This window comes from Paraglaciecola mesophila, assembly GCF_009906955.1.
Classification (GTDB): domain Bacteria; phylum Pseudomonadota; class Gammaproteobacteria; order Enterobacterales; family Alteromonadaceae; genus Paraglaciecola; species Paraglaciecola mesophila_A.
The window spans coordinates 412317-426994 of sequence record NZ_CP047656.1; the positions used below are offsets into that span (position 1 = coordinate 412317).

Sequence of the window (14678 nt, forward strand, 5' to 3'; positions counted from 1 at the left end):
TCATTAACAGAGTGAACTAAGGCGAACGTCTTTTTATAAGCGTTCGCCTTTTTTATAAAAGGTACATACGATGCCAATGACTCATCATTATGCCGATATTAATGGCATATCACTGCATTATGTTGAAGCGACGTGTCTTAGTGACGAACCAAGCCCAGATACCTTGGTCTTTCTGCACGGATTTCCAGAATATTGGGGCACGTGGCAAGTGCAAATCGACTATTTTCGTCAACAATATCGTGTCATCGTGCCAGATTTAATGGGCTACAACTTAAGCGATAAACCCAAAGACGCTAGCGCCTATAGTGTGCCAAATTTGATTACTTTATATGCACAGTTTGTGAAAACCATCAGTCAAAATAAAGCGGTGCACCTCGTTGCTCATGACTGGGGTGGGGCGATTGCGTGGCCATTGGCCGCGTTTCATTCTGCCCTTTTTGGTAAATTAGTGATTTTAAACGCCGCTCACCCGAGCACGTTTACTCGAGAAATGGCAGTTAATCCAGAGCAACAGATAAAAAGCGCGTACATTCATCGTCTCATCGCTGACAAGGGTGTTGAGTATGTTGAACAAAATGACTTTTGTATGCTCAAGGACATGTTGTTTGACGGTATGCATGAAACGCAATTCAGCGAACGGCAAAAGGCCGAATACCTGCGCGCATGGAAGCAACCCGGTGCCGTGAACGGTATGTTGCAATATTATCGCGCTATGCCGCAGTTACCGCCTGAGCCTTCATCGTCGACTAATGATGTAACGACTCTGCAAGGATCGCTTGACGCCACGAATGTAAAGATCCCGCATATTCGTATTGAATTACCCACACTTATATTGTGGGGGGAACAAGACGAAGCGTTTGTCACAGGCATTTTAAATGGCATAGAGCACTATGTACCGGATTGCCAAATCAAACGTTTTGCTGATGCTACCCATTGGTTACATCATGAAAAGCCAGATGAAGTTAATGCTGCTATCGAACATTTTATAAATAACTAGCGTTGTTCGGCGGTTTACATAGTCGCTGAGCTTGCTCTATGAAACATGACCTCTCGTCGCACCAAGGCTATCTTATTGATGTGTGTCAGGGTCGCGGGCAATCACTTGATTACGGCCATTTTCTTTAGCGAAATATAAGCGTTTGTCTGCTTTGGCGATTAATTGATTTAAGCTTTTACCGTCACGGCCATAAGTGGATAGCCCTGCACTTAGGGTGATGTGGATGTTGCATTTCGCGGTTGAAAACGGCGTGGTCATTAAGCGTTTACGTAGCGCTTCAATTTGCGCATAGCCTTCTTCTAAGTTGGTTGCCACCAGTAATAAAGCAAACTCTTCTCCACCAAATCTTGCCAGTAGGTCTGTTTTACGGGTGTTGGTTTTCAAAAAATTAGCCACGTGACGCAAGGCTTCATCGCCCACGGAGTGCCCATGGACATCATTTATCGTTTTGAATAGGTCTAAATCAAAAAGCACTAAGGTTAAGGGCGCGTTGTGTCGAGTCGCTAACGCACTGAGTTGCTGAAATCCTTCATTTAACTTCATACGATTAGCGAGGCCTGTTAGCGGATCTGTTCCTGCTAGCGATAACAAACGCGCTTCGTTTTGCTCTCGCGTTTTTTCATACACATGGGCAAATGCCATCATCAGTAATGCGCTGAGAATGACGTTGGCCGAAATCGCCACATTCAGTGAAAATTGCTGCTCGAGCGAAATAAAACGCCAGTGATAAGAGATAATTCCACACACAATAAAAATCGTCGAATAGAAAAATCCTAGCTTACGTCCAACCAGCAAGTATGAAATAACCGGTATGGTCAATATCCACACGAAAATTGATTCAGACGACTGAGGTAGAGACAGGCCATAAACCATAATAATGAAAAAGGGCACGATATAGATGTTCACCCAGCGCTGAAAATGCACCGTGGTTTTAATGTACTTGAGTAATCCTAATGAAAATAAGCCATAGCCTAGTTCGATTGATGCAAGTAGCCATAAGCCGCGATAAAAATTAATTACCGAGAAAATGATCCCGCCGAATACGGTCACCATAAGTAACACGACCATGATATCCCTGCGGTACTTATAATTCTGAACTAATTGTTCTGTCATTATCCATCTCATACCACTTTTGCATTGCAAGCACCCGTAAACGGGCGTAAAGCAATCGTGGATCCATTGTATTTATAACGCAATTAACACAATTGCCGAAATTACTGCTACTAACGCGACTTCATACCTTCAGCGTGATATTGCTGAGCTTGTTTGAACATAACCATTACGACTCAAGTTATCAATAATTAACGGGGATATTGCGCAAGTATAACAGGAGGTTAAAAGCAAGTTTTTGTGTGGGGTGGCGGTATATATTTACCGGTTAGAATAGGCATGTGGGGAAAAAAACGGCCTCAAATGAGGCCGGCTGCTAAGGCGTCAAGTTGCGTTACCTGACTTGCCATGTTGAAACTATTGGTAATTTCTGGGCCTATATCCGGTCGTTCAAAACTGCAACAATGGGCGAATTGGTTAAACCATTTTCACTTGCCCAAGCCACTACCGTTTTGCCGTCTGTTTCCGGTGAACTCAACTCGCTTTTTGGCATTTTCTTCACCATTAAGGTGCCTGTTTCGACTGCATCATTTAACATTGCCGTGCGGATTAAGCTGTTGCCACCGCAAGTAATGCCTGAGTAGTAATCTTGTAATTTAAGGCGGTAATCAGACTGGACGCGCTTCATTTTTTTACGCAGCTCGCTTTTATCATCCGCTTTAACGATTGTACAAATATTTTGCAGTGCTTCTGCAACGTCAGCCTGTGCTGGAGCAGCAAGCACAATAGAAGTAGCGGCGATAGCGATAGAAGTTTTAACAATTTTCAACATGGTCAATTCCTCAGTAATGTGTAATAAGTATCTCGATTTGATGGGTCTATTAAACGTCATCTAATTCGATTAAAAAATCTACAAGCTAATACTTTGGTATAAGAGTTAATACCTTCGGTTACTCACTTCGGTTAATGAGACAGAAACTGCTGGAAAATAGCCTTTGAATGTCATTGACTAAAGACCAATGAAAATAAAGCTAGGAAAGGGGCTAGCTGTATGCGCTTAGCCAAGATGCATTTAAGGATCCTATTTCGGCTGTAGTGACATTTACTGATAATTTGATGTCGCTCTATAAGGATGATGAAGCTTTTGTGGTGGGTGAACAAGAGTCGCTATTCGAACATAGTCATGTGGCTGGCATCTTTAAGAAGTCTCTGAAGTTGGCTTATCACGTATGTGTAGATGCTAATGTGTTGAGCCGCTCATGCTAGAAATACACAGTTGAACGGCTTATTTGAACTAGCGCGTGAGTGTTTTGATCAGTGCACTGTGTTCAGGAAACGTACTTACGAGCTCGTCTTGCTCAGCGAGTTGCATGTCTTCGTATTCAAAGCCTGGGGCAACCGCTTCACCAATCAAACCGTACCCGTATTCACCGGTCGTAGATATTTTCGATGCTTTCCAAGTTCCGCCTTTTACTACCATTTGCATTTCATGGCCTTGGGTTGGGTCTGGGCCGAGTACGTGGGTTTCAAGGCTGCCGTCCTGATTGAGCAAATAGTAAGTGATTGGGTCACCGACATGGAAGTAATGCATGATGTCAGAGCGGTTCATGTGAAAATGACCAACAGGCGATTTTGCGCTGAGTAAATAGTAGATTGAGGTCATGTTGACGCGATCCCCATGGGCGGTGCTTAACAATGGGCGATGATCTGCTTTAAATGTTTGACGAAAAAAACCACCTTCGACGTGTCCGGTTAAGTTTAACGATTTAATTAGCTCTTCGGCGCTTAGTTTGGCATCCACAGGCTCAGTCGTTGGCGTCATTAATTGATCTAACGTATCTTCATCGGGAGCAACTTTCGAAGCTTCATAGGGTAGGGCGTCTTTGTAGGTGCTCCAATTCGCGACTATGTCATTGACCACGACACTGCCGACGTTATAAGCAGACTCAAGGGCTGATTGCATACCAGCGTAGCCGTTTTCACCGCTTTCCATGGCGAGGTTCTCAGCGGCGGTTAAGCTGTCAGGCTGCATGGCATAGTTACTGGCGGCGCGCAAAACCATAAAGCGCGACTTATCGACTTTATTCGCATTATCAAGGTAAATCATCGATTGGTAGCTGCCAGTGTCTTCCATACCAGAGGTGACAAAGTTTGCTTGTCCGTTACTCCAATATTTTGTCCAATCGTTTGCCCAATCATTTAACAACTTACCATGCCAAAACGTTGCGGCAGCCATATGATCACCGATGAGTACGAATGGACGTTTGCGAGCATTGGGGTAGTTGAGGTATTTCTCACGCAACTCATACATGGCTGGGTAATCACTAAGAGCAGTATCCTTGCTCAATTCATAGGCCCACTTTGTTAGCTTGGTATTGAGCTGATAAGCTTCGCCATTTATGGCCTGAACTGGTTCAACACTTGGCTGTGCATTATCCTCAAAACTTGATTCTGAATTAGCCTCTGAGTGAGATTGAATTGGCTCTACACTAAACAAAGGAAAGTAACCGCTGTTCCAATCGTTAGGAATTTCACGGCCGTCTATTTCGTGAGCTAAGTCACCATCAATTAACCAATTCGCCCATACCGCAGAGCCAATGGATGCGTCCTGAGGATCCACCCCAGCAATGCCAGCGACTAACCAATATGCGTGGGTTAAATCAAAACGTGGATCTAAGCCCAAGGCCATAATAGCCGCAGCTGCTTTTGCTGTGCCCATACCAGTAACGATACCCATAACGCCCGTCTCTTCATTGACGTAAATATCGTGGTGAGACAAGGGAAATGGATAACGCGTATTAAGGTTTTGGCCTTCTTTCCACATTTGAAACTCACCTGGTTTGTCATCGTCGTCTTCGCCGATTTCAAACATAGTGACCACGACGACTTTTATTTCTAAAGGTTGAGTTTCTGACGTTTCAACCGCTCCGCTAGAACTGTGTTGTGGCGCAGTCGCGGTTTGACAGCCGGTGATAAGTGCGCTGAGGAATAATATACTGGAGAGAGAAATGACAGAATTGGAGAACATTTTAAGCATAGTTTTACCATTAGATAAAAAAACAGGCATGCTATTTAGCATACCCGTCCGTTGGAATAAATCACTTATAAAAAATTTATGCGTGATTAAAACTTATAAGCAATTGATGCTTGATAGTGACGTGGTAGTTCAGGCAGTACAATTTGCGCACCAAACAAATCAGGGAAGTTAGCACGATAATACTCTTCGTCCGTTAAGTTTTTGATGTTCAAACTGGCTGACCAAGTATCCGTAGTATATGTCACACCAGCATTCACTAATGTGTACGAAGGCAGTTTCACCGATTGTGAGAAGCTTGAGAAAGTCTCATCAGCACGAACGATACTGGCACTGGCGGCGTAACCATTTAAGAAATCATAGGTCGCATTTAGTGTGTATATGTTCTCAGGAATACCGGCTTTTCTAGCTGTCTCTTTGCTCGCCCCTTCAGGTATCAGTGTTAAACCGATAGGGTTACCACCAAATACCAATGACGGGTCAGTTAAGCTGGTTAAATCTTCAGCCCCTAGGAAACCAAACAATGAACCACCATTCCCGTCATTGTACGCGGTAAGATTATACACTTTCATTTTTGTGTAACCCGCGCCAACTACGAGTTGATCGCTCACTACCCAGCGTAATTCAAACTCGGTTCCTTTGTTTTGCGTGGTCGCGTTAGTCACAATCGCTTGGGCGTTAAAGTCTGAGCGTTCTTGTTCGTAAATGGACAATGCAAAATACAATGAGTCATCTAAGAACGAGCCTTTAATACCAATTTCGGTAAGTTCTGATGTATCAAACGCACCGTTATATTCGTTGCCGTCGTCATCAATTAGCTGACCGTAGCCGATTTCAGCACCTTGGCCGGCGACAAGTGTTGCTTGCTCTGCGAGGGTAATATATGGAATCAAACCGAAATCTGTTTTGTATGAAATACTGGTATTCCATGAGGTACCATCTACTGTTTGACTAGTCGACAAGATCTCGCCTTTATTAAGGAGTAAATCGCCGCGGCTCGTTGTTTCGATATCTATCGAGTCATAACGTAACCCTAATACGATATTTAAGCCCCAGTCCCATGTTAAATCGGTCATGGCGGCAATACCTAAATCGGTATAATTCCCTTTGTCGTAGTTATCGTAATTATCATTAATGCGCGTGGCTAGCTCACGTCTATCAAGGGCAGTTGATTCCATCGTTAGATCGCGACGGTTAAAGTATTCGTAAGTGAAGTCATCCCCATGTAAGAAGTTTGTGTGACGAATTGACGGCGAAAACTGAAATTGTGCTAATAAAGAGTTGCTTTCGTACTCGGTAGAGAAAATCAGTTTGTTTTCGATCACAGAGCTGTTGTGGAACTGTGAGAAACCATAAGCGTTCTCGTTTAAGTTCTCATAATCTTCGTAGAAGAATTGGTTTTTGATTTCCCAACCGTTGTCTGTGTAATAGATGGCATCGAAATACAAGGTTTGCACTGTGTTTAGCAACACATCATCCGCTGCAACCAAGACTTGGTTACGACCTAATGTAGTGGTGCCTACATTTTCTAACTGCATTAAATCAGTGGCATCTGCATCGGTGAATAAAGATGGAACGGCGTAAAAGAAACCGTTGCCAGCAAGGTTGACAGCGCCATATTCGGCATGAGAGATAGCTCCGCTTCCGTCCGTATCAATGTTTTTAGCTGTTCCTGTAATGTAAGTACCGTTATCAATCAAATCTTGGGTTAAACGGTTCCAACCAGCCACTTGGTTGCCATCGTAATCGTGATACATACCGCCAAATTCAAAGCGAAGATTTTCTGTCACGTCGATATTAAACGACCCTTGTAACACGGTTTGGTCAGTACCTGAGTTTTCATAGTAGCTGCCTGAATTTTCCACTTCGCCATACAAATAGAAACCGGCTTCTTTGCCCCCAAGCGTAGCAGGGCCGCCTATTTCAGCTGTCATTATACTTTTATCCCATGAGCCAAGGGTATAAGAGAAACCACCTTCATTTTCTTCTAAGTATTGACCGCCACTTGCACGGGCTGATTTAGGGTTGAAGTTTAAGTAACCACCAATTTTCGCTGGGCCATAGATAGGTGACGCTGGGCCACGTACAATATCAATGCGGCTAGATGCACCTATTGGGGTAGGGTAGTTGCCTGGGTTATCAAGGCGTTTAACACCTCGAAAATAGGTTTCGCCTGGGGTACCACGTACATCAAGTGAGCCGGCAACACCAAAAAAGGATTGGGTGAAGGTACCAGGGGAAAATGCGACGAGATCATCAATATCCGTAACGGCAAAACGTTCAAGCATTTCATCGCTGATGGTTGATGCTGAGCGTGGTGTTTCTAAAATTGATTTACCGAAACCAAATACAGCTTCAACACCTTGCCCTGGTAAACTGCCTAACGATCCCGTTACTTCGATGCGCTCCACCGCTGCAGCTTCCTCGCTGGCCGCTTCTTGCGCTGAGATGGACGGAGATAGCGTCATTGCTAACCCTAATAGAACAGCGTTGCTCAAGGTTGAGCTTTTAAATAAGGGATGTTTCATCAGTATTCCTCTAACTATGGTTCTTATGTGTTTTATAAAACGTGCTTTGTTAAAAGTGTTTCAGTGTGTTTCAGCTTGCTACTGAGGTAAAAGCAGGAAGGGTGCCAAAGACTTGTCCAAATGGTCAGGAAATTAGTATAATGTTTAACTTGTTGATATTTATGAAGTATTCAGGTTTTGTTGTTGAAGAGAGTTAAAAAAATACGCTCAGCTGGCAGGTTGTTTGAATTGCCTGCACCAAAATGGCTCGAATTTCCCCCTATTGCACCGAAACATTCACAGCTGACGTATTAACCGAAGGATAAATAATTTCACGAAGCGAGCAAACTTACGTTAATTCACTGCAGATTGGATCTTTTTCGCTAGTTTTGCATGCTCTGAACGAAGTTCAATTTCGTCAATAGCGAAATGTTGGCCTTCTTCTATCACCCATTTACCTGCAAGCATTAATTTGTCCACCTGATGTGCGCCACAGGTAACCAAAGCAGCTAGAGGGTCCCCCGCACCTGAGAAGCGCAGTGCATCTAAATCAAATAGCGCTAAGTCTGCCTGCATACCCACCGCGATTTCACCGATATCATGACGATTCAACAACGAAGCCGACCCTTTGGTTGCAAGCCCCAGAACATATTCCGAAGTTATGTCGGCTGCACCGTAACGTAGACGTTGCTGCAATAAAGACTGGCGTGCTTCTTGTGCCATATTCGAGCAGTCATTCGAGGCTGAACCGTCAACACCTAGGCCTACGCGGCAGCCGGCGTTTATCAAATCCAGTGTCGGGCAAATACCAGATGCCAGTAACATATTTGAGGTAGGGCAGTGAGCAATGCCTACTTTAGCATTCCCTAAACGGGTAATTTCCTCAGGTGTAAAGTGGATGCCGTGGGCTAACCATGTTTTGTCATTAAGCCAGCCACATTGTTCAAGATAATCTAACGGACGAGCACCATATATGCGTTGACAAAATGCGTTCTCGTCTTCGGTTTCGGCTAAGTGGGTATGTAATAAAACATTGTTTTTTTGCGCCAATATAGCAGTTTGTTCCATTAGTTCTTGGGAAACAGAAAAAGGCGAGCAGGGCGCCAGTGCAATTTGTAACATAGGGTTGGTGTTGTTATCGCCTGACTGGTGGTAGGCATCTATCACGCGCTGGGAATCAGCGAGTATAACATCTTCGCTTTGTATCACAGAGTCAGGAGGCAAGCCCCCTTTGCTTTGACCTAAACTCATTGAGCCTCGGGTGAGTAGCGCGCGACAATTAAGTTCGGCCACGGCCTGCACCTGTACATCAATAGCGTGACTTAAACGCTTAGGGAACACGTAATGGTGGTCGCCAATAGTCGTGCAGCCCGATTTCATGAGTTCAAGGCCGGCTAATTTAGTGGCGCTATAGAGCATTTCTTCATCAAGGTTTTTCCACACCTTGTATAGAAATGTTAACCACGGGAATAATGGCTTGTTTAACGCGCCGGGAACGCAGCGAGTAAGTGTTTGGTAAAAATGATGATGGGTATTAATCATGCCGGGCATGATGACTTTACCTGAGCAGTTTTCTATCGCATCGAAATGTAACTTGGGCGTATTGCCACTTTTCACCAATTCTATGATTCGGTTACCTTGGATTAACACACCGTTTCCCGCATCGCTGGTGTTTGCGGTGAATACCGCTTCTGGCGACTTGAGCCATAAGGTAGGTGAAGTACTTGCTTGCATAGATGTTGTCCCTTTAATGCGAGTGGTTGGAAATTGGATTTGGTTCTGATAATCGTTTCGCCATACTGTGAATCGACCTTGTAGTTAAAGGCCTTTACATATTGCATATAGCGAGAGGTATTGGCCAAACGCTACTCCTTTGAGGAATGAGGTACAGCAAGGTTAGCCTGTTCAAGTATGTCAGTTTCAGAGGCGCCGAACTCTGGGCTATGTTCTGAAGTAGTAGGGAGCTCAGGTGGTGTTTTTTTCTCTGGAATAACAATACTCATAATAATGGCGCAAAAACCGGCAGTCGTGACCGATGACGATAAGATGTTGTTGGCCAGCTGAGGCAATTGAGCAAGGGTCTCTGGGACCATCATTACCCCTAAGCCCAAGCCGAGTGAAGTAGCGATAATGAGGCTTTTGCGACGATCAATCGGTTCACTGGTGAGTATTTTCACACCAGCAACAGCGATGGTGGCAAACATCACTAAGGTAGCGCCGCCTAATACAGGCTTAGGCATGAGTTGTAGCACGCTGCCGATAACCGGAAATAATCCAAGTAATAGTAATAACCCAGCAATGTAAAAGCCCACATGACGACTGGCTACACCGGTCATTTGAATAACCGCGTTGTTTTGACCGAAGGTGGTATTTGGAAAGCTATTGAACATTGCTGCTAGCATTGAGTTGACCCCATCTGCCAACACGCCCCCTTTTATGCGTTCAATGTAAATGGGTCCCTTAATAGGCTCTTTGCAAAATAGGCTGTTGGCGGTCAAATCTCCAGAGGTTTCAATTGCACTTAAAAAGTACACTAGGGCAATAGGAATAAATAACGACCAATCAAACGCAATGCCGTATTTAAACGGCTGCGGGACACTGACCACTGGTAATGGGATCATGTTGTCAAAGGTGAGAATACCTTGCCACCAAGCGATAAAGCAGCCGACTAACATACCAATGAAGATGGCGCTTAAGCGTAGCAGTGGGTATTTTGACGCACTTAACGCTATTACTGTAATCAGAACACTAAGGCCGAGTAACAGGTTATGCACAGCGCCAAAATCAGGAGCGTTGAAGCCACCGGATAAGTCTGTCATACCGACTTTTATTAAGGTTATGCCTATCGTGGTGATCACTATCCCTGTGGTAAGTGGGGTAATCACTGCTTTTAAGTGTTGAATAAAGCGACTTAATATAATTTCCACAAAAGCGCCAAAAAAGCACAGACCAAACATCAATGCCAAAATTTCATCGTTTGACCCTCCGCGACTTTTAATGGTGGTGCCTGCTACTAATAAAGCACTGATAAAGGTGAAGCTGGTGCCTTGCACAGCAATCAGCCCACAGCCAATTGGACCGAACTTCTTTGCTTGAATAAATGTCGAGACGCCTGATGTCATGAGTGCCATGCTGATCAAATAAGGTATTTCGGCTTCAAGCCCAAGGACTGATCCTATGATCAAAGTGGGGGTGATTATGCCGATAAAGCAGGCCATGATGTGTTGTAGTGCCGCGGTGGTACTATGACTAACAGAAGGGACATCTGTTAAGGCGTACAATATTTCACCGTCTTGTGGGCGAGGAGTCTGCATTTATCAACCTTTGTTCTCTTTGATGTTTATTAAGTGCTTTATTTGTCAGTGGCTTGGCATAGCGAATACTGGCGACAAATAAACAAACCATATCGCGATGGCGAATGGGTAAAGCTTTTTTGCCCTTTGTCTATAAACGCGTTTTCAAACGCTTTTATGCGTGCTCGGTAATCCGCGAGCAATGCGTTTTTAGTTTGCTCATCTACAAACGCATGTTTAAGGGAGTTTTCCCCTAAACTAATGAGTTCTGGCCATGACAGGTTGAATTCATTCACGGCGACAAAATACTCGTCCGTCATGTTTGAGTCCCACATGCCTCGATCATCGGTTGATAAAGCCACGGGAATGCCAGTGCGTAAATACTCAGGGAAGGGGTGCTCAGCGTACTGATCAACATATTCAAGCAGTAAATTGCTTACCAGGTTAATTTCAACTAAATAACGCTCGTTGCGCATCAATAGCATAGTGTCAGGATCATCAATTAAGTTGACGCCGTGACCAATCCGGTTTGCCCCTAACAGTAAGGTGTCTCTAACGTGAAAATTTGGCTCATCTACTTCACCTGCATGAATCGCTAGCGGTATGTGCGCAATGCGTTGACGCAGTTTGCGCAAGGTGGATAAAAAGCGCAGTGGGTAGCCTTTGTCGTTGTCTTCACGTCCAACCATATTTATCCCCACATAAATATCTCTGTTGTTATCAACAAAGCGATACATCCACTCGAGCTCTTGTTCTGCATGGGGTAAAAAACGAAGTAACACATATTGTAATCGGGCAGTGACGCCTGTTGCTTGGGCGTCTTTCTTTGCTAAGCGCTGACGAAATATATCAAGGGCCTCGTCTGGCGAGTACGGGCTTCCGTCTGATTTTAAGACGCCTTTGGCATTGGTTTGCGCTTCAATATAACGTACGCCTTCTCTGGCAAAGGCTTGCATGTTTTTAACTAATATTTCAGCCATTAACGTCGGGTTGCGGGTTAAATCCCCGAGTCGGGCCCAATGACGTTCAAAAAATTCCGCTCTGCCTTCAAAGGGTTTATCCAGACGAATGCTATTGAACCAAGCGTTTTTTTGTTCAGAATTTAAATCAGTAAGGGGGCGGTATTCAGATTGTTCACAATGACTCAAGGAGTTGTAGCGGCTGTGTTGAATGGTTTTAAATAACAACAATTGAGGGTTTTGACCAAACTCATTGTTGCCGTAACCAAAACACTGCTTGATATTCACCTTAGTGTAATAACGGTAACCGCCGTTGACGTTTTCATTTGTAGCCAGATCGTACCACCACTGACTGTAGCCCGACCCACTGAGATGATGGTGAAGATCACCGCCTTTGGGCAGCGCATAAAGAAACGCATATAGCGCACTTTTATCTGATTGTTGTTTGAATTGCTCAAACCAGTGAGCTGGGGGCTTAGCCATTGCGTTCATTGCTGTACCGCCAGCAAGTAAAGCGGTGGCCAAAAAAAGTAATGAACGACATGCGCTTTTGATGTGTTGTGCGTAGTGCATAAGTATTTCCGGTTAGCGTTGGCAAATATCAGTTTAGCCAAGTTAAGTGAATTTATTGCAAATATTTGACCAAATGGTCAGCGTATTAATAATACCTAACCTATTGAATTTATTGCGTTAAAATACGCTATTTAGGTTAGGTTGTTTAAACTCGTGACACGCTGCACCCTAGTGGTGCAAAAAAATGTGTTTTTTGAACTTTGTCGATGCAAGGCAACTGCAATCACAGAAGGCCTGGTTTGGTTCCGGCAGGTCATGAGTTATACCAATCCGCATTAATACGTCCCTCTTAGAATGCGTCCAGGGTTATATTTATTTACATATGCAGATCTTATTTTTTGTTAGGCTTATTAGAATAGTGATTGCCACATCCCGTGTGGCGATAGATTAACAAGTAGATTGGAGAGTAAAATGGAAGTGAAGTCTGCCCTTGTTAGCGCACATTGGCTACAAGCCCATTGTGATGACAGCGACCTAATCGTTTTTATGAGCACAATGAACGACATCACCACAGGAAAGCCAGAACCAGCTCCAGAGGGATACATACCCGGCGCCCGATTATTCGATTTTGAACATCAGGTATGTGATCCTATTAGTTCGTTGCCGCACACCATGCCCAGTCCAGAAAAGTTCGAGCAAGAAGTACGAAAGCTCGGTGTTAACAACCGTAGTGTTATTGTGGTGTATGACAATCAAGGGTTGTTTACAGCGCCGCGTGTGTGGTGGATGTTTAAATGCATGGGCCATGAGCAGGTCTATATTCTCGATGGCGGTTACCCTGCCTGGCAAAACGAGGGCGGTAAAAGTATGTCTTCGTTAATCACCTCGCCCCCAACAGGGGACTTCACGAGTCAAGTACAGGGGTCGTTGCTCATTGACTCTCAAGGAGTATCAAACGCGTTAGACATCACTGACAGTTGGGTGGTCGATGCCCGAGCTGCGGCACGTTTCAACGGCACTGCAGCTGAACCTAGGCCGCATCTTCGCGGTGGACACATGCCCAATGCGGTTAATTTACCTTTTACTCACTGTATTGAACAGGGGCGATTACTATCGCCAGCCTCGCTTCGCGATAAGTTCGCAGCATTAGGAGTAAAAGAGGGGGAGCGACTCATTTTTAGTTGCGGCTCTGGAGTGACCGCGTGCGTACTTGCGCTGGCAGCCCATGAAGCCGGGTTTAACCAACTTAGTGTATATGACGGCTCTTGGAGTGAGTGGGGCGCAAATCACGCATTACCTGTGGTGTGTATGCCAAAGAATGCCTAGTGCAGCTTAAGCGTTCAAATGCGGTTAAGGTTTGATGCAGGTTAGTTCAGTTGCTATTCATTTGTGAAATCGCATACTGCGCAGGTCGCGTCATTGTTAGTTATAACAAGTAGTTAGTTTAGATACATGGTTAGTTTAGATACGTAGTTAGTTGAGATTGATTGTAAGGAATGAGAATGAACAAAGTATTCACTTTTATCACGTTGTGCGGCTTAAGTGCTGTCTTAAGTTTTAGCTCTGCCGCATTAGCTAAAACCGATGCGCAAGTACATCAAATTAGCGTAAGCGGACAAGCAAATGTAACGAGTGTGCCTGACTTATTTCAGTTTAGTGTGTATGTGGAAGAACAGGGTGAGCGCGTACAGGATTTAAATAGCGTGGTAGCAGATAAAACACAAACCATTATTAGCAGTGTGTTGGCCTTTGGTGTGGAAAAAAAAGACATACAATCTATGCGTGTACAGCTTAACCCATGGTACGAGCATATCAATAATCAGCGTGTTCAAAAGGGATTTAAACTGTCTAGAGAAATCAACTTCACCTTGCGTGATATTGAGCTCTATGATCAGGTGATTGATGCGGTATTGAGCACAGGTGCTAGTCGTATCGATGGCTTCAATTATGTGGTTGAAGATCCACAGCCACAGTACCTGGCGGCGTTAGAGCTGGCGTTAAAAGACGCTAAACTAAGAGCGACCCGCATGGCTAATACACTGGGGGCTAAGCTGGGTAAAGTGATCACCATCAATGAAAATAGCGGCTATTCGCCCATGCCACGCGGGCGCGAAATGATGATGATGAGTAAATCGAGTGATTCCTTGCCTGGACAAATTAATACTGGCGCACAGGTGAATGTCACATTTGAGTTGGTAGAGTAAAATACGTCGAATTTACAAATGCTTATGTAATATCTTCATGCTTATATGTAAACATGAGAGTACCAATAAGCAGTGAAGCTAACACATAGCGAATACAGTGCATATCATGTCGCTGTATTCG

The 14678-nt window shown here is 44.4% G+C and carries 10 protein-coding genes; 3 read left to right on the forward strand and 7 right to left on the reverse strand.

What is annotated here, in order from left to right; all coding sequences use genetic code 11:
* Positions 1 to 70: 70 nt before the first annotated feature.
* Positions 71 to 997: an alpha/beta fold hydrolase gene (locus FX988_RS01700; protein ID WP_160178053.1), complete on the forward strand. Its 927-nt coding sequence runs from the start codon at positions 71 to 73 to the stop codon at positions 995 to 997.
* Between the two features lie 72 nt (positions 998 to 1069).
* Here the strand turns inward: FX988_RS01700 and FX988_RS01705 are convergent, their stop codons facing one another.
* The 7 genes from FX988_RS01705 to FX988_RS01735 form a co-directional block, all read right to left on the reverse strand.
* Positions 1070 to 2110: a GGDEF domain-containing protein gene (locus tag FX988_RS01705; RefSeq protein WP_201751621.1), complete on the reverse strand. Its 1041-nt coding sequence runs from the start codon at positions 2108 to 2110 to the stop codon at positions 1070 to 1072.
* Between the two features lie 373 nt (positions 2111 to 2483).
* Positions 2484 to 2879, reverse strand: coding sequence for a DUF3718 domain-containing protein (locus tag FX988_RS01710; RefSeq protein ID WP_160178054.1), 396 nt, complete (start codon positions 2877 to 2879; stop codon positions 2484 to 2486).
* 462 nt (positions 2880 to 3341) lie between these two features.
* Positions 3342 to 5114 carry a cupin domain-containing protein gene (locus FX988_RS01715; protein WP_160182058.1) on the reverse strand — a complete coding sequence of 591 codons (1773 nt, stop codon included), beginning with the start codon at positions 5112 to 5114 and terminating at the stop codon, positions 3342 to 3344.
* A 56-nt stretch (positions 5115 to 5170) separates the two neighbouring features.
* Positions 5171 to 7609 carry a TonB-dependent siderophore receptor gene (locus FX988_RS01720; RefSeq protein WP_160178055.1) on the reverse strand — a complete coding sequence of 813 codons (2439 nt, stop codon included), beginning with the start codon at positions 7607 to 7609 and terminating at the stop codon, positions 5171 to 5173.
* 333 nt (positions 7610 to 7942) lie between these two features.
* Positions 7943 to 9322 carry an 8-oxoguanine deaminase gene (locus FX988_RS01725; protein ID WP_160178056.1) on the reverse strand — a complete coding sequence of 460 codons (1380 nt, stop codon included), beginning with the start codon at positions 9320 to 9322 and terminating at the stop codon, positions 7943 to 7945.
* A gap of 131 nt (positions 9323 to 9453) precedes the next feature.
* Entirely contained in the window at positions 9454 to 10902 is a 1449-nt protein-coding gene (locus FX988_RS01730; RefSeq protein WP_160178057.1) for a uracil-xanthine permease family protein, read from the reverse strand.
* Positions 10903 to 10940: 38 nt separating this feature from the next.
* The gene (locus tag FX988_RS01735) at positions 10941 to 12413 is read right to left on the reverse strand and encodes an adenosine deaminase family protein (RefSeq protein WP_160178058.1); all 1473 of its coding nucleotides are present in this window, start codon (positions 12411 to 12413) and stop codon (positions 10941 to 10943) included.
* A gap of 411 nt (positions 12414 to 12824) precedes the next feature.
* Between FX988_RS01735 and FX988_RS01740 the strand changes: the two genes are divergently transcribed.
* Positions 12825 to 13679, forward strand: coding sequence for a sulfurtransferase (locus FX988_RS01740; RefSeq protein ID WP_160178059.1), 855 nt, complete (start codon positions 12825 to 12827; stop codon positions 13677 to 13679).
* Positions 13680 to 13855: 176 nt separating this feature from the next.
* On the forward strand, positions 13856 to 14557 hold the full coding sequence (locus FX988_RS01745) for an SIMPL domain-containing protein (protein ID WP_160178060.1): 702 nt from the start codon (positions 13856 to 13858) through the stop codon (positions 14555 to 14557).
* The last annotated feature ends 121 nt before the right edge of the window (positions 14558 to 14678 follow it).